This window comes from Yoonia sp. GPGPB17 (assembly GCF_037892195.1).
Lineage (GTDB): Bacteria > Pseudomonadota > Alphaproteobacteria > Rhodobacterales > Rhodobacteraceae > Yoonia.
Genome location: NZ_JATACI010000002.1, coordinates 1,153,820 through 1,170,559 on the forward strand (window position 1 = coordinate 1,153,820; position 16,740 = coordinate 1,170,559).

Sequence of the window (16,740 nt, forward strand, 5' to 3'; positions counted from 1 at the left end):
TCAAGCCAAGAACAAAGCTGTGATGGCCCGCGTCACAATGATTGATAGGCCGAAAGGGCCGCAAAAACAGCACCATAGGCATGCAGCGTATCCGCATCGAAGGCCGCCGGACGTGGTGCCGCTTGGAAACGCATGGCGCGCGAGAGCAATGAACCCACACCAAATTGAGGGTGCGGGATACCGTGCAACTGCCTGTAGGCTTCGGCTTGCACCGTTTCAGCAATCAGATTGCGCATGACAACAGCCCGCGCTTCGGGCGGAGACAGCATCAGGACGCGTGCAGCCATTTCAACGTCGGCAAGCTGTACTGGTCTCATAAATACTTCAGGATTTCGACGGTCAACCCAGCGCCAAACCGCTCTGATACCTGCGCGATTTCAATCGTATAGAATCCATAGCCGATATCGGCTGCTAAATCGGCCCCGTCATAGGTCCAGGCAGGTATCGTCACCCCCTCTTCGCGCACCACGTCCCCTGCTTTCAGTACGCGCACCCGGTAGGCCTCTGTCTCTTCGCCCAGCGGGATATCCCCATCCGCCCAGATATCACCGTCAATCCGGCTGCATCTGATCCACGAAACGTGAACATTCGCACCGTTGGACTGCGCACGCGCATGGGCCACCGGATAGGGCCGCAGCCCATTGCCCGCAAAGGCATGCGTTTCATAGCGAAAGCTTGGATCGCTCATCGGTTGCTTGGATGGGCCAAAGCGATAGTGGCGTTCCGTGCCACGTGACGCTGTGGGAATGGCAATCTGTTTGGGCAAAGCATTTAACAACACCACGCGAGACCCCACAGGCCATGTATCGGGCATCAGCCCCCGGCTGCCCGCCTGCCCGCGCAACAACCCAGAAAGCCGATACCCGCGTTCCGACAGCGGCGTTGCCGTCCGAAACTGGATTAATTCCCAGTTACCGCCCGATCCATCGCCAATCGCCAGCATGTTGGCCCCTGCGAGGATCGCCTCTGGCAAGGCAGAGCTGAGTGTGCCGTTGATCAAAGACACCTCAAGCCCGCTCTGACGATCCCATATCCCTACCGGACCTGCCGCAAGCGCGGTTTGTGTCAAACCAACTGTGGCTGGCTCGTTCAGCACCTGCTGCAGAGCATAGTCACTGTCCTGTGGCGCGCCATAAAGCGCGATGCTTCCCGGCCAAGGCCGCCCTGCGGCGGCAACATAGGGTGCATGGGGCAATTCGTCACCCGTCAAAAGAGGCAAATCGAGGAACAGCAGCTCTGCCGGGACCGGCCCGATGTAAGGTTGCAATTGCACGCTTTCTTCCGCAACAGCGTGTCTGCGGTAAACTTCGGGCTCTACCCGGGTCGCTTCGATCAGGCGCAGGCCCGCCTCTTCAATGCGGTCAATGCGGTAGGTACCGCTGTGGGTTGGGGTATCCAATGAAACCGTGTCACCGGCACCCACGTCCAGTTGTGCAGGCGGCAGGGCGAAACGCAGGCTCTCGCGCCCAATCCGTGCCTCTTGCAGCCAGCGCGCGACCACCTCTTTGCCTTCGGCCCGGGTCAGCACAACCGATGCTTCACTGCGCGTTACCGTTTGGGTCTGATCGTCAGGCAAAACAACTTCAGCTGCAATGGCATCATAGTCGCCGTCGGCGGCGATATGGGCAAACTGTACACGCCCTGCAATCTCGGCAGCGGCGGCGCGCGTCAGGGACAGGCTCCGGTCGGTTTCAGGATCAAGCGCAATATCTGCCTCGGTCAGATTATGATGGACCTGTCCATCGCGATTGCGGAACACCAGCACGCCGTCACGCTCCAAGGCATCAAACCCATAGGCCAGCATCAATGGCTGAAGCGCGGCGCGGCCCGTGCCTATCTCACCCACCGTATAGCCGCGCACGACACCGAAGAGTTCACTGACATCATAACTCGCCAAACCAGAGCGCAGACAGATCTCGGACACTACAGAGGCCAAAGACCGATGGGTCGAGCGGCCATTGAGCCACGACCCCGTCCCATAGGCCGCGCCATCGGACCACGCGGCGGTATTCCCTGGCCAATAGGGATAAGGGCGCGGATCCCAGCCCCAAACATGGGTACGGGCCGTGTCGATCATGCGCCCGCTGTAAACCGCCGAAACCGGGTTTTTATCGGGTTCGGCAAAGTAGCTTCCAATGGCCTGTAGATACTGCATCTGCATCAACTCATCACGGCTACCGTTCGAGCCATAAGGCAGTGCCGGGTTACCACATAACACACGACAGGGACCATTGGCCCCCTTATCCACAGCAGGGCACCCGACCGAGGTCAGCCAGATCGGCTTGCTTTGCGGCACCCAGTCGGTCGCCGGGATCTGCGGGATACCTCCGATCCGGTCGTGGTGTTGATGGGACCACCAACCCTGAAAATCCTTCGCGCGCCAAATCCATGGCTCGCCATCAGCATCTTCAATCGGCACCCGGCGCTGCGCGGCACGCGCCTCTGGCGTTGGGTAGTGCCAGTCGTAATGCTCTCCGCCTGCAACATTCGATTGCAGGTAAGGCAGATTGTAGATCGTGCCGGCATTCGTGTCGCGGTGATCTGTCCCGTCGCGCCAATCCGCCAACGGAAACGCGGCAGAGATACCAATGAAATCAATGTTTGGGTCTGCCCAAAGCGGATCAAGGTGGAAGAGTTTGTCGTCCGTCCCCACAGGCTGCATCCCGTAATACTCGGTCCAGTCGGCGCTATAGCTGATCTTGCAAGTCGTGCCTAAGATCTGGCGCACATCTGCGGCCAGATCGCGCAGTGCATTGACCATCGGAAACCCACTTGCCCCACGTATGCGGGTCAGGCCGGACAGTTCCGTGCCGATGCAAAAGGCCGACACGCCGCCCGCTTCAGCGCAAAGATGCGCATAATGCAGTACAAACCGGCGATAGCTGTTCTCAGCGGGACCTGTGTAGGTCACGCGCGTCCCGGACACGGTAAAATCGGCAACCCCCGCCTGCCCCATAAAGGCTGTCACTTCGGCCGCCGCCGCAGCCGTGCCATCGGGTGACCCGGCAACGCCAGGTGCCAGTGACGTCGTCATATCACCAACCCACGGCAAAGCGACTTGTCCTGTGCCCCCCGTGATCGGGTCGGGCAAGCTATTGCCCTCAAGCTGTTCCATCATCAGCGTCGGGCTGACAACAACATCCAACCCGCGCGCCTTAAGATCGACAATCGCCTCAACAACGGCTTGATCGGCAGGGGTGCCACCGGCAATGGGTACGCCATCAACCTCTGGGACTTTCCCTGCCCCTGACCGCTTTTGGCCGCTCACAACCCAAGGCATCGCACCCGCGTCTGCCTGCCCTTGCAACACCTTCGGTGCAATCTCGCAGACACCACAGCGCAGATCATCGGCAAACCATGTCAGCGGCAGCATGACAGACCTGCAAGCGGGTAACTCTGCCTCAAGCGCATTCATCGAAACGGCGAAGTCACTCCCGCCAAGTGGGGAATTCCGGTTCACGGCGGTCTGCGCACCAAATCCGGACGAGGCATAGACTGGCGATGTCGCCAGTGCGTATTCGCCCGCCCCCGGCATCAGCGCGACACCTTGTACCAGATCCGCAAGATCAGTCGCTGCACCCTGACCCGGACTCATGACCTCGAACGTCAACTGCGGGATACGATTGCCAAACAGGCCCAGCGCAAGATCCTCGAAGACGATGTAAGCTGTCCCACGGTAGGCGGGCGTATTTTCGGCCCCCTCAATAGCAGCGATCTTGGGATCAGGCAGTTGATCGTCGGTGCCCACATAAAGACGCATGTTGAGCGTATCCGGCGAAATCTCGGTCCCATCGGCCCAGATACGCCCGATCCGGCTGATTTCTCCCTCGCATAAAGCCACCGCCAGGCTGACCGTATAGGAATAGCTGGTCGTCTTGGGTTGCGGTGTGCCGCCCTTACCGCCACCTGAGGTCGTGGAGGACTCCAGAAACTGCGAGGCCCAGATCACCTGCCCCGCAACACGCATACGGCCATAGATTTGCTGAATATCAGCGCCTTCGGCAGCCCCAGTCACCCGAAAGCGGTCAATCCGTCCGGTCTCGACCGATCCGCTGCCAGCACCCAGTAGCTGCTGGTCAATCCGACGGCCAATCGCCGCACCGGCCGCGCGCCCGATCGTCGCCATCGACAAACCAAGGACAGAGCCGCCAATAGAGCCGCCCAGCGCCAGTCCGGCAGCGGAAAGTGCAATCGTTGCCATCAGTCTTACCTTTCGATGAATTCAAACCGCGCAGCGACCCGCTTGCGCCAAGGGGCCGACAGCGGGCTTTCAACCACACCATGGCCTTGATAGGCATGGATGAATTTTGGCATCTCAGCCGTCTCAGAGACGATACCTAGGTGTTTGGCCACAGCCCCCTGTCGCATCCGGAACAGGATCACCTGACCCCTGGTTAAGGGCGCGTCCGCAACATCGCGCAAGTGGCGACCCGCCGCCGCCATTAAACGCTCGGCCCCCTGTGGTTCCGACCAATCGGGCGTGTAAGCCGGGATCACCTCCGGCTCAGTACTGTAGATCTCGCGCCAAATCCCGCGCAGCAATCCCAGACAGTCGCAGCCAACACCCTTTACAGAAGCCTGATGCAAATAAGCCGTGCCCAACCAGTCCCGCGCAATCGCAACCACTTGCGCGTTCATCGGAACAGGCTTCCGCCACTGTGAGACTGGTCCGAACGTGGTACACTGACCAACCAGTCATCCCCCGGCATATCTGGGAACCCTTGAAAGTTCAGGAAATTGCCGAACTTTTCGCGGCAGGTCACCGGGCGCTTATCGCATCCGGCTGTCACATGCAGGACATCACCGGCCCCAACCCGCGCATTCAACGGTGACCATAGGGTAATGACACGCTCCGCTTCACCGACGTCTGACTTGATCAAACCCTTCAGGCCAGCCGCATCCCCCGTCATCACCTCAAGCACACCATGTTCAAACCAGCCGTCATTGAAATTTTCAACCCCGGTCAGCGTAAACACCTGACCCTCGCTTGCCGCATCCAGCGTATATTCCAACCTGTACGACGCATGATCGGTCGCAAACCGGCAACGGTTATCGCCCAACACGGCGCTGCAGGTCTTGAGATAAGAGCGGCCTTGCATCTGGTTCAGCGCCTCAGTCAGTCCGTGCAACTCGGCCTCAAACCCGCTTAGGCACCGCGTGTGATTTCCCCCAAGGAGCCGCTAAACAAGGTCTTGCGCGCACTTACATCATCCCAACACACCAGCCAGACTTGGACGGTGGCCCCGTCATAGCGCCCTGCCAGAATGTCCGCCTCTGCAATGGCATCATCAGAAAGTACACCAAAAGCTTCGGTGTTGTTTACTGATAACCCTGTCGTATTCGCGATGGCCCGTGCGCTTAGCCCGCTTTGCGGAGCAAAGGTGACACCTGCGAAGTGCAGACTGGCGTCGTGATCGGTGAATCCAAGATCCACACCATCACTTCTGCGGATCAACCAGCAATGACAGGTATGGGTCACACCCCGGCGCAGGTGGGCGTATAGCGCGTCTTCACTCATAGCCGCACCTCAACCACTGGCACGTTCGGCACCTCACCCGCCTGAAAGCTGGAAACCGACGTCATAATGACATCTGTGTCAAAGCGCACCGGCACATCAAACTCAAACCCTGCACGCACTTCGGCCCCTTCATCCGGGGCGCTGGCAAAGGTCAACAGCCCACTGTTGTAGTCCACCTCGAAATCCACACCCTGTTGGGCATAATCCCCGCCAACTTGCACGCGCACAGAACCATCAACGGGTTTCTTGATCGGACGTTGATAGGTCACATCACCTGACCGGTAAGATTTGGTCAGCTGAAAACTGCGCGTCACCTCATCGCCCACCGCAATCAACTGGTCAGACGCCTCGACCGCACAAGATGGTTTGCATGACAGGTAGTCGCTCCAATCCTTCCAGCGGAACCCGATCAACTGGCCTTGCCGCGCCTCAAAAAAAGCGATGAGCGTCTCAACATCATCCAGCGACCGCAGGCCCAACCCCGCGTCATAGCGGCGGCGTGCATGGGCCCATGGGCTGTTCCGCTCTTCAAACCCGTTGGCCAGCGTCACAATTTCGGTCCGGCGCTCGGGTCCGCCCAGCGCGCCAAAGCTCAAGGAGGCGGGAAATCTTACATCGTGGAAAGTCATATCGGATCCTACCTATGGCGTTCACTGCGACCCAAAACGCGGGACATTTGCGCGGCAATCTGGCTGCTACTGCGCTGGAAACCCTGCACATCAGGGGTCGCGATATTCATGTTCACGGTCACTGCGCCGCCGCCCGCACCGCGCACACCCAAACGGCCATCGGGGCCACGTGCCAGCGGCATAATCGCCTCCGGGCCTGCCTCGCCCATCAGCCCCACACCACCGCGCATCGGAAAGCTGGTTGGGCTGCTGACGACACCGCCCCTGGCAAAGGGCATCACCCGTCCCTGGGTAAAGGTGCCGCCATCGGCAAAGGGCATCAGCCCGGATACGGCGGCGTTCAACCCATCCGCCAACACGCCGCCAAAGTGGCCTGTCACCGGATTTACCGCCGCGGAATAAGCGGTGTTGACCATCTTCTCAGCCAGCCCGCCCAGAACATCCGTGAGGCTGCGACCATCCAGAACCAACCCGTCGAACGCGGTCCGCAGCCCTTGGCTAAACCCGCGCTCAAGATTGCCCAGATCACGCGTCGTATGTGTCAGCGCCCCCTGGACAGAACGCAACTGATCCTCAAAAGCCACCGTCATGGCCGAAGCATCGCCAAGCGCGTTCTCCAACGCACTTACATCGCTTTCCAGCGCATCAATGTCATCCATCATCCTCGTCCTTCACGTCATCAGGAAAATCGCGCTGCAACGCATCAAACTGTAGCTAAGCCCATCGGTGCACCGGCGCCAGATGCACCCAGCATGATTTGCAGCTCTGCCGGGGTCAGCGCCCAGAACACCGCAGGGTTCAGCCGCAACTGGTGCAACCCGGCACGCATCAGCCCAGCCCAATCCATCGGCTACTCTGGCACCGCGAACGCGCGCGCTAGCATCACGGCCGCAGCCTTTGCGGCCCCCACGGGACCACCCGCAATCTCAGCTGTCATCAGATCTGCCGCAGTACCGGTCCAACCGCCGCCGCGCAGACCGGCAACAACAACCGCCATCACGTCCGCACCTGAAAAAGCAGCTCCCTCAAACCGGCGGATCAGTTCAACGAGTGATCCTTCGGCCAAAGCGCCTTCCAACTCGGCAAGCGCCCCAAGCGTAAGCTTGCAGTCATGGCTGACGCCATCAATCACAATCGCCACTTCGCCGGTCCAGGGGTTCGCCATCAGATGAGCGCCACAAAGGTCAGCGCACCCGCTGAGGCCAGTGACAATTCATAGGTTGCCTCGCCATTGTGCGAGCCTGCATATTCAATCGACGTAATCTGAAATGGCCCTTCCAGCGTGCCAAACCCCGGTACAATGACCTGAAAAACGGGTGTCTCACCGTCAAAGAATATCTGACGCGCACGCTCATCCGTCGCTTCATCTTTGAATACACCCGAGCCGGAAATCGCGGCGGTCTTCACGCCCGCTCCGCCCAGCAACTCGCGCCAACCGCCCGTGCTTTCCAGACTGGTTACATCTACCGTTTCAGCGTTCAAACTGATCCGCGTCGCGCGCAACCCTGCGGCGGTTTCAAACATGCCTCCGCCGGTCATATCGATTTTGACCAACAGATCCTTACCATTTTGTGCAGCCATCTGGCATACTCCTCACATATCAATTGGGTGACGTGTCATCCGCCACGCGGGCACGAAAAGTCAGGTTGATCTGGCGAACAGCGCCAGTACCAATGCGAGCCGCTTTCGCCTTGTGGAAATTCAGGGACGTCAACATGCCACGGTCCAATGCCAAAGACGCATTGACCAAAGCATCACTGACGGCGGATGCGGCAGCCTTTGCCGTCGCAAACCCGGCACTCTGGGTCACAACAGTGACCGTGAACTGATGCCATGCCCCGGCCCCGGTTTTGTCAGATGCATCGCGCACATCCTCGGCCCCAAGCACCACATACAGCGGCGGCAAAGCTCCCGTTGGCAAAGCGTCGTAAATGTCCGTGCCGACCAATGCGGCCAACGCGCCATCTTCGCTCAACCTCCGATACACGGCAGATTGAAGAGCGGCGGCGACACCGTAACTCATGGGGCAACCTCCTCTTGCGCATGGCAGGTCAGATAGGCCGCATGCACGCCCCACTCTGCCACTGCCAAAATCTGAAAAATCCGCGCGCCATCTCGAAATCGTTGGCCCGCCACCGGGCGCGATGGCGCACCATGGGGGCAGCGCGGACGGTAATGCGATAAGGCACACGACTCAGCGTTGCAGCTGTTTCTGCGCGCTCACGCCCTGCGCCTGCCTTCAACTCAGCCCAAAGTACGCCCAAAGGCTCCCAATCGCGGGTATAGCCGCCTGCACCATCGGCCACTTTCAACGGGGCCTCCAGCACCAGCGACCGGTTCAACTGCGGCATACTCATACCCGGCCACCCATGAACAGCCGGACGGTCCGGTAGCTTTCGATCAACGCCAATACGCCCATCGGCATGGCTGGTGTCGCACGAGAGACATCATGGCGATACTCGTAGAAATGCGCGGCCAGCAGCATCACCGCCTGCGCCAGATCGGCGGGCAGGTCGCTCCACTCGGGGCCAAAACCCGCAAGCATGCCAATCCGGACGGACCCGCCGTTTGGCAGCGCAGGCAAATAGGTCCCTGCTGGCTGCAGGCTTGGCCGCTGGGTGTCCGGTTCCAGATACCAGCCTTCCACCGCTGTCTCCTGCCCCTGCATGTCCAACAACGTCACGCAATCAATCGCATTCACCGGGGCTATGGGCAGCGGTTGCCGCCGCGCATCACGCCAGGACGTCAAAGTCCAGCTAAACTCGCGCTCAATCAGGATCTTACCGGTTCGCGCCTCGATCGCAGCCATGCTGGCGCGCAGGTAGCTTTCCAGCATCGCATCCTGAATTCCATCGTCGGAAAACCCCGATCCCAGGCGCAAATGGTCTTTGAATTGAGCGACCGGAAGCGCCGATACGGGCACGGTGGTCTCTTCGACTAACATCATGGAATTACTCCGAAAATACTGGATACCCGAGGGGCGACAGAACCCGGGCGCACCCGCCCCCGCATTGCTCGGACGGAAGGGAACTGCTAGACAATGCGAGGATTGTCTGAATGTGCGCCCGGGATGGATGCCGCTATTTAAGGCGGCACCCGCTTCACGGCTCAGCCTTAGCTGACCGCGAACTTCAGCAGCTTGATTGCCGCGAAATCGCTCACCGCACCGCCAACACGTTTGGTGGCATAGAACAGAACATGCGGCTTGGCAGAGAACGGATCACGCAACACACGCAGATCAGGGCGCTCTGCCACGGTGTAACCAGCCGAGAAATCACCAAAGGCGACCGACATGGCGTTGTCATCAATGTCCGGCATATCTTCTGCGATCAGCACGCGGTATCCCATAAGGCGTGCAGGCTCGCCCTCGGCAATGCCATCGACCCAGACGAAACGACCGTCATTATCCTTAAGCTTGCGAATGTGGCCCGCGGTCTTGGAGTTCATCACAAAGGTCGCATTGGCGCGATATTCAGCACCCAACGCATAGACCAGATCAATGATCGGATCGGCGCGGGTGATGCCACCAGCCGTCTCGGAAGGGACATAGCCCAGATTGCCCCAGGTCCAGCTATCGTTTTCGACTGTGGGATAGGTCAGCAAACCCGTTGGCTTGTCGATACCATCACCTTCTATGAAAGCATTCGCCTCAGCACGGGCAAATTTGTCAGCAATACGACCAGCCAACCAACCTTCGATGTCAAAGGCGCTGTCATCCAGCAAACGCTGCGATGCCTTTGGCAAGGCAGACAATTCATGCAGCGGAATAGATATCCGTTCAATCTTCGGCGTATCTGTCTCGGAAACGGCACTCGCCTCAGTCGCCCAGCCAGCGCCCATCTCGGAATGATCAACCAACACATCATAAGACGTCGCATCCACGTTCACGACACTCGCAATCGACCGGATCGAAGCGGTCGCTGACAGCGTATTCTGAATAGTGTCAGAAGTTTGCGGATCAACCAGATAACCGCCATCAGCCGCGACAGCCGTGCCCAGCGCCTTGCCTTCTAATTCAAGGCCGCGCAGCGCATCATCATCGCCAGAACGCAGGTAGGCAGCAAAAGCCTTCTGGTGTGGTGCATCCTCGGATGCCGCAGCGCTGCGCGCGGTACGGGCATTGATCATCGTCTTTCGGTCCAGCTTATTCATCCGGTCATCCTGTTTTTGAAGTTTGGCATTCACGCCGTGGGAAAAGTCTTTGAAATCGCTCATGAACCCGGCAATCGCGGCGTTCAGTGCTTGGGCAGGAGACACATCTTCCCCGGCCCGAGACGTGGTCTCAGTCTTACTCATCAATCAATCCTTTGATCGTTGCTCGGGCGGGCTTAGTCCCGCGCCATCATTTGGCGCGCACCCTCGAATGCCGCAGCCATCTCGCGCAGTGCGGTCTCCGCCGGGTCGTCCCCCTTGGCCCCCACACGCGCATCAGGAAGCATCGGGAACGTCACCAACGACACCTCCCAAAGCTCCAACTCTGACAAAAGGCGTCCGCCCTTGTCATCCTTGCGGGCCTTCACAGTGCGATAGCCGATGGACAGACCATCAATCGCCTTGGCCGCAATCAACGATGCCGCCTCGCGGCCCTTGGCCACATCGGTCAACAAACGGCCTTTGACCCAAAGTCCGGTGGGATCCTCGCGGACCTCATCCCACACACCAATTGGTTGGGCCGGGTCGTGCTGCCAAAGCATCTTCACACCGCGCCCTTTGGCCAGAGATGTGCCGTAGGCACCCTTCTCCACCGTATCGCCACCCTGATCGGGCTTGCCAAACAGCGACGCATACCCGCTGATGATCGTCCCGTCCGTCACTATCACTTCTGTGCCAAGTGCACAAAACTTGTGTTCCAAATTCATGATGGAGCTCCACTCAGCGCTTTTACAATTTCAAAAACCAACAACCCGGCACAGCCGCAAACAATCATCCAGATTTGCCATTCCAGCCGGGACACCATGAACTCGATCCGGCCCAACCGGACGTCCACCTGCGCAAACCAGAAATCCGACACCGGAGGCGGGGCATCCCTCAGCGGCTTGCCATCCATCTCCACAACATTACGCGCCATCACTAACCTCCAGTGCTGGCAAACCCAAAAGCGACCGTTTTTCGGTATCGGTTAAGAATGCAGCTTCGCTGACCCTGCGCCATTGCGCATCACGTTCCGCTGACAAGGCGGGGATCTGATCCAGATCGGGCCGTATAGCGACATCCTCGTCTGTGTAATCCGACAGCCAGGCCGCAATCGTACTCAGCACCCGTGTCGCCAGCGGCAAGACCGTCAACCGATAAAACGCCCGGTTCGCCTCCTGGTAATTCGCATAGGTCGCATCGCCCGGAATACCCAACAGCATCGGCGGCACCCCATAAGCAATCGCAATCTCGCGCGCAGCGGCCTCTTTGGTTTTCTGAAACTCCATATCCGATGGCGAAAAGCCCATCGGCTTCCAGTCCAGCCCGCCTTCCAGCAGCATCGGTCTGCCTGCATTGCGCGCGCCCTGGTGCTGCGTCTCCATCTCGCCCAACAACCGATCATACTGATCAGCTGTCAGTGCAGATTGCCCATCCGCCCCGCGGTACACAATCGCGCCGGATGGGCGCGCCGCATTATCCAACAACGCCTTCGACCAGCGCGAGGCCGCGTTATGCACATCAATGGCCGAAGCTGCGGCTTGCAAAGCCGAAAACCCATAGTGATCATCCTGCGGGTGAAAGCTCTTGATATGACAAATCGGGCTCAGCCCCTCGGTCACGGCAAACCGGTGTTTACGGCCATTGACCATGTATTCATAACCCACAGGCCAGCCATCGGCACCCGGCACCACAGACATCCGGTCAGAGCGCAGCACATGCATCTCAACCGGCAGCGCGTCATGGGCCACAGCCTCCAGATAGCCATTGCCCGTCAACAACAGTTGGCCGAACAACGCCTCCAGAAGTTCCGCGCGGCCCTGCCCTGCATTCGGGCGCGCCAACAAAGCCTGCACCGGATGCGTCTCGTAACGCCGGTCTGCGTCCTGCAAAACAACGGGCAAAGCCGCCGCCGCCTCGGCAATCAGTTTCACCGCACGAAACCCAATCGGATTGCTCGAAAAACCCGCTTTTGTCAGCGACACGACATCCCGTGGCGTCCACGCAACGCGACCGGCACCAGACATCGCCATCACGCGCCCCGTGGCCGAGGCCTTCGCCTCAACCAGCGCCGCATCTGGCTTGGTACGGTTTAAAAATTCAAACATTAAAAACTCCTCGTGCTTAAGCCGGTGGTGACCATCTGCAGTTCACGAAAAACAATTTCGCTGAAAGGATTTAGGAAATCGCGACAGCACCGTTCTGGACAGTGCGCAACACCCTCAAAGCCCACGAATACTGGGGTTGCGCCACTTTGCGGCAGGCTCAATCATCAAATCATACAGCGCCCACACCAACGCATCGACACGATCCGGCGATCCCTTGCCTTCATATCCACGCGTCGTCATCTGCGCCATCTGATCTTCCAAGTCGGACAGCCCCCGCAGGTGAGACACCCGGCCCTGTTCATAAAGCGCTGCAATGGGTTCCGCCCTTGCCACCTTTCCGCGCGAAGCATGGACAGACCGGTAGGGCACCAACGCATCAACGCCGCGCACCACGGCCTCCACCATATCGCCACCTTGATTGACCTCAGCCACCAGTCGATCCGCACCATGCCTGCGCATCGCCGCTATTGCAGCCTCTGCCCAAACTGTCGGGCGCGCCGCCGAAAGGCTCGCATCCTCAAGCACGACTGCACGCCAGTCATGCACATCACCTTTCATGGAAACACCCGCCACAACGATCCCGCATTCATCAGAGCCCGCATGCGACGTCCCTGGTGGATCAATCGCCACAACGATGCGGTCCAGCGCTGGCAATGCATCGACCTGACACCCCGCCAGATCATCCGAAGTCCAAAGCGCGCCCTCAACCTCGGTCAGCATCACGCCATCCATCTCCTGACGGCCCAACGACGTACCGCCATAGCGCCCCTCAATCTCCTTCAGGAAACTCGCCGCCAAATTGGCCCGGTTGGCCTGTGTTGCTGCATGAGTGACGACCGTCGTATCCAGATCCAGCAAATCACGCAGCATCTGCGAATTGCGTGGGGTCGTCGTCACACAGGCCCGTGGGCTATCGCCAAGGCGCAAAGCAAACTGCAACATGTCCCATGCTTCACCGGCCCGACGCCATTTGGCCAGCTCATCCGCCCAAACCGCATCAAACTGCGGGCCCCGTAAACTATCAGGATCATGGGCCGAAAACACCTGTGCCTCCGCCCCATTCGGCCAAACCAGCATGCGGCGGCCTGCAATCCAATCAGGGCGACGGTCCGGCGGGCAGACGGACAAAAGACCGCTGTCCCCAAACACCATCACCTCGCGTGCTTGGTCCATCGTTTCTCCGACCAGGGCAACACGCCGGGCAGCTCCCGGCGCGTGGGGCAACGCCCCCTCAACCATCTTGCGCACCCATTCGGAGTAAGCACGGGTTTTCCCCGCCCCACGCCCACCCAGGATCACCCAGGTCCGCCAGTTACCGCTTGGTGCGATCTGATGCGGCATCGCCCAAAAGTCGAACAGATAGGGCAGCGTTACAATTTGCTCTGGTGTCAGGATCGCAAGGAAATCCTTCTGCCAAGAGGCTCTCGCGGAGGCGATTAAGTCGGCACCCAACTTGATCTCTGACTGCATCGTAGTCGATGGCGTCTGCGTCTGGGTCGATTCCGAGTTTGGCATGAAATGCGTCCTCAGCGGCCAGCACTTTCAGGTGCGCCGCATGCAAAAGGTCTAGTTTTGTGCATATTGCTTTAAGATTGGGCGACGTGACTTCCTTCAGGTCCGCCGCCATCTCTTCCAATCGTGCCCGAATATCGCGGGATAACTTGTCTATCTCGGCTGCCCTGTCGGCGGCTGATCTAAGGTCATCCGACCTTTCATTATTCTCTTCATACATCGTAATTCAGACCTGTAAGGGGGCTTCCGTTACGGTCGAGCGGCAGGGAAAGCGACACACGCCCACCCGGTCTTCTAGCAGGTGTTAACTACCTTATTGACAGGTCAAATGTCAATCGAACTTGACACGGCGGGCGGTCGCGACATTAATCATTGATTAACAAAAACAGATACTTACCCGTCGTTTGCGCGTTCCGCCTCAATCTGACGCCAGACCGCAACATTACGGTTGTGATCATCCAGATTGGTCGCAAAAGCGTGACCACCTGTACCGTCCGCCACAAAGAAGATGTACTCGGTCGTGTCAGGATCGAGGGCCGCTTCTATCGCGGCCTGTCCGGGGTTCGCAATCGGAGTGGGTGGTAAGCCCTCAATAACATAGGTATTCCAGGGCGTTGCTCCGCGCAGTTCACTTTGCCGCAGTCCACGTCCCAACACACCTTCACCGCGTGTGATGCCATAAATCACCGTCGGGTCTGTCTGCAGACGCATGCCACGGTTCAGACGGTTCACAAAAACGCTTGAGACTTGACGGCGCTCGTCAGGGACACTGGTTTCTTTTTCGATAATGCTGGCAAGAATCAATGCCTCTTCCGGTGTCTCCAACGGCAAGCCCGTCACCCGGTTCTGCCAGGCCTCCATCAGGATCGTCTCTTGTGTTTCGCGCATCCTGTTCAACACCGATGACACCGTTTCGCCCTCAGACACATCATAGTTACGCGGGGCCAAAGACCCCTCTGCAGGTGGCTCTGTCACATCATCCTGTAGGATGTCTAAGTCACCCAATGCATTCATGATCTGCCAACTGGTTGCCCCTTCGGCAATAACAAGGCGGAAGGTGGCGCTGCCATCGGCCTTCACATCTTGGTAAGGTGCTTAAGCGGTTCTTCATCAGACACGACAAAGGTGGCCAGTTCGACAAACTGATTGGTCTCGGGATCCAGCTCACGCACATCCACGATGGTGCGATTGATCCCTACGCGATAAATCACCTCAGCCCCGCAAGTATTGCGGCCGCCACGTGTGACAATATCAACGATCTCTTCCATTGATGCTTGTTCTGGCACCCGAAACCGGCCTTGCTTTAGCTGGCTGGACTTATCTGCATAGTCAGCACCGACCTCAAAGATGAACGCAGATGAAATAGCCCCCTTCTCGACCAGGTCAGCACCCACCCCGTCAAAGGTGCCACCTCTGGGCACTTCAAGACAAATTGCCACCTCGAGTGGCCCCGCAGCCTGATAGGTGCGCGCGCCCCACGCCACGATGCCCGCCAGCAAAAACAGACCAACGATCAGAAACGTAAAAGCATTCGACGCGATGTGGCGCCACATCAGTCCACTTTCCCGAAGACAACACTGGCATTGGTCCCGCCAAATCCAAAGGAGTTCGACAGCGCAATATCAATTTTTGCAGGGCGTTTTTCATTGGCGCAGAGATCCACAACGGTCTCGCAATCAACGGTATCAAGGTTGATCGTCGGCGGCGCCACCTGATCCCGGATCGCCAGAATCGAGAAGATCGCTTCAATCGCACCTGCGGCACCGAGCAAATGCCCGGTCGCTGATTTTGTCGACGACATCTTCAGTGTCGATGCCGCGTCCCCAACCAAACGCTCCACAGCACCCAGCTCAATCGTATCCGCCATGGTGGATGTACCATGCGCGTTCACATAGTCGATCTGACCTGGCTTGATCCCCGCATTGCGGCACGCCGCACGCATTGCACGCTCGGCACCCTCATGGTCAGGCGGCGGGGCGGTAATGTGATGCGCATCACCACTCAACCCATATCCCAAAACCTCAGCATAGATCTTGGCACCACGGGCTTTGGCATGCTCATATTCCTCAAGCACAACAATACCTGCACCTTCGCCCATGACAAAGCCGTCACGGTCGGCATCCCAAGGGCGGCTTGCCTTGGTGGGATCATCATTGTGCTTTGTGCTCAAGGCTTTACAGGCGTTAAACCCAGCCATTCCTATCTCGCAAATCGCAGCCTCAGCACCACCCGCTATCATGACATCGGCATCGCCATGCTGAATCAAACGAGAGGCATCGCCAATCGCATGCGCCCCTGTCGAACAGGCCGTGACAACGGCATGGTTCGGCCCGCGGAAACCATATTTGATCGAAACCTGACCCGAGATCAGGTTGATCAGCGCGCCGGGCACAAAGAAGGGTGACACACGTCGCGGGCCTTTCTCGGCCATCATAACAGCGGTGTTGGCGATGGAATTCAAACCGCCAATGCCCGATCCAATCATGACGCCGGTGCGCTCCAAATCTTCGCGATCCTCTGGGGCCCAGCCAGCATCCTCTATCGCTTGCTGTGCAGCGGCCATGCCAAAGATGATAAAGGTATCCACCTTACGCTGTTCTTTGGGATCAAGATAATGATCCGCGTTAAAGGTACCATCAGATCCATCACCCAAAGGCACCTCGCAGGCGTATTGCGTCGTCAATCGGCTGGGATCAAATCCTGTGATCGTGCCCGCACCCGAATGCCCGTCTAAAATCCGTTCCCAGGATTTTTCCACACCGTCTGCCAGGGGTGTGACCAACCCCAGACCTGTCACAACAACTCGACGCATATGATGCCCTCACCTCTTGGCGTATTTCGC

At 58.7% G+C, this 16,740-nt stretch carries 16 protein-coding genes and 3 pseudogenes; all 19 read right to left on the bottom strand.

Annotation, left to right across the window (positions count from 1 at the left end; genetic code table 11):
* Positions 1-32: 32 nt before the first annotated feature.
* The 19 genes and pseudogenes from QTO30_RS06250 to fabF all read right to left on the bottom strand — a co-directional run bounded on the left by QTO30_RS06250 (position 33) and on the right by fabF (position 16,710).
* Entirely contained in the window at positions 33-317 is a 285-nt protein-coding gene (locus QTO30_RS06250; protein ID WP_340423233.1) for a DUF7742 family protein, read from the bottom strand.
* The gene (locus tag QTO30_RS06255; RefSeq protein WP_340423235.1) at positions 314-4,201 is read right to left on the bottom strand and encodes a baseplate multidomain protein megatron; all 3,888 of its coding nucleotides are present in this window, start codon (positions 4,199-4,201) and stop codon (positions 314-316) included. The genes QTO30_RS06250 and QTO30_RS06255 overlap by 4 nt, the downstream gene beginning before the upstream one ends.
* A gap of 5 nt (positions 4,202-4,206) precedes the next feature.
* Entirely contained in the window at positions 4,207-4,638 is a 432-nt protein-coding gene (locus tag QTO30_RS06260) for a peptidase (RefSeq protein WP_340423236.1), read from the bottom strand.
* Positions 4,635-5,518 (bottom strand): annotated as a pseudogene (locus tag QTO30_RS22040) (DUF2163 domain-containing protein). The gene QTO30_RS06260 and the pseudogene QTO30_RS22040 overlap by 4 nt, the downstream one beginning before the upstream one ends.
* The gene (locus QTO30_RS06275) at positions 5,515-6,147 is read right to left on the bottom strand and encodes a DUF2460 domain-containing protein (RefSeq protein WP_340423242.1); all 633 of its coding nucleotides are present in this window, start codon (positions 6,145-6,147) and stop codon (positions 5,515-5,517) included. The pseudogene QTO30_RS22040 and the gene QTO30_RS06275 overlap by 4 nt, the downstream one beginning before the upstream one ends.
* Before the next feature lie 8 nt (positions 6,148-6,155).
* A complete protein-coding gene (locus tag QTO30_RS06280; protein WP_445327136.1) occupies positions 6,156-6,809 on the bottom strand; it encodes a phage tail tape measure protein in 654 nt (217 codons plus the stop codon).
* A 41-nt stretch (positions 6,810-6,850) separates the two neighbouring features.
* Positions 6,851-6,994 (bottom strand): phage tail assembly chaperone, encoded by a 144-nt coding sequence (locus tag QTO30_RS06285; RefSeq protein WP_340423243.1) that lies wholly within the window; start codon positions 6,992-6,994, stop codon positions 6,851-6,853.
* A gap of 3 nt (positions 6,995-6,997) precedes the next feature.
* The gene (locus QTO30_RS06290) at positions 6,998-7,312 is read right to left on the bottom strand and encodes a gene transfer agent family protein (RefSeq protein WP_340423245.1); all 315 of its coding nucleotides are present in this window, start codon (positions 7,310-7,312) and stop codon (positions 6,998-7,000) included.
* The gene (locus QTO30_RS06295; RefSeq protein ID WP_340423247.1) at positions 7,312-7,728 is read right to left on the bottom strand and encodes a phage major tail protein, TP901-1 family; all 417 of its coding nucleotides are present in this window, start codon (positions 7,726-7,728) and stop codon (positions 7,312-7,314) included. Before QTO30_RS06295 ends, QTO30_RS06290 begins: the two co-directional genes overlap by 1 nt.
* A 19-nt stretch (positions 7,729-7,747) precedes the next feature.
* Entirely contained in the window at positions 7,748-8,170 is a 423-nt protein-coding gene (locus QTO30_RS06300; RefSeq protein WP_340423248.1) for a DUF3168 domain-containing protein, read from the bottom strand.
* Positions 8,167-8,504, bottom strand: a pseudogene (locus tag QTO30_RS06305) (head-tail adaptor protein). The gene QTO30_RS06300 and the pseudogene QTO30_RS06305 overlap by 4 nt, the downstream one beginning before the upstream one ends.
* Positions 8,501-9,094: a head-tail connector protein gene (locus QTO30_RS06310; RefSeq protein ID WP_340423249.1), complete on the bottom strand. Its 594-nt coding sequence runs from the start codon at positions 9,092-9,094 to the stop codon at positions 8,501-8,503. The pseudogene QTO30_RS06305 and the gene QTO30_RS06310 overlap by 4 nt, the downstream one beginning before the upstream one ends.
* Before the next feature lie 167 nt (positions 9,095-9,261).
* On the bottom strand, positions 9,262-10,443 hold the full coding sequence (locus tag QTO30_RS06315; protein ID WP_340423250.1) for a phage major capsid protein: 1,182 nt from the start codon (positions 10,441-10,443) through the stop codon (positions 9,262-9,264).
* A 32-nt stretch (positions 10,444-10,475) separates the two neighbouring features.
* The gene (locus QTO30_RS06320; protein ID WP_340423252.1) at positions 10,476-11,006 is read right to left on the bottom strand and encodes an HK97 family phage prohead protease; all 531 of its coding nucleotides are present in this window, start codon (positions 11,004-11,006) and stop codon (positions 10,476-10,478) included.
* Positions 11,003-11,215, bottom strand: a complete 213-nt coding sequence (locus QTO30_RS06325; protein WP_340423253.1) for a hypothetical protein — start codon at positions 11,213-11,215, stop codon at positions 11,003-11,005. The genes QTO30_RS06320 and QTO30_RS06325 overlap by 4 nt, the downstream gene beginning before the upstream one ends.
* Positions 11,205-12,386: a phage portal protein gene (locus QTO30_RS06330; RefSeq protein WP_340423254.1), complete on the bottom strand. Its 1,182-nt coding sequence runs from the start codon at positions 12,384-12,386 to the stop codon at positions 11,205-11,207. Before QTO30_RS06330 ends, QTO30_RS06325 begins: the two co-directional genes overlap by 11 nt.
* A gap of 114 nt (positions 12,387-12,500) precedes the next feature.
* Positions 12,501-13,901, bottom strand: a complete 1,401-nt coding sequence (locus tag QTO30_RS06335; RefSeq protein WP_340423255.1) for a DNA-packaging protein — start codon at positions 13,899-13,901, stop codon at positions 12,501-12,503.
* A gap of 390 nt (positions 13,902-14,291) precedes the next feature.
* Positions 14,292-15,451: pseudogene (gene mltG / locus QTO30_RS06340) on the bottom strand (endolytic transglycosylase MltG).
* Positions 15,451-16,710: a beta-ketoacyl-ACP synthase II gene (gene fabF / locus QTO30_RS06345; protein ID WP_340423257.1), complete on the bottom strand. Its 1,260-nt coding sequence runs from the start codon at positions 16,708-16,710 to the stop codon at positions 15,451-15,453. Before fabF ends, mltG begins: the two are co-directional and overlap by 1 nt.
* Positions 16,711-16,740 lie beyond the last annotated feature (30 nt).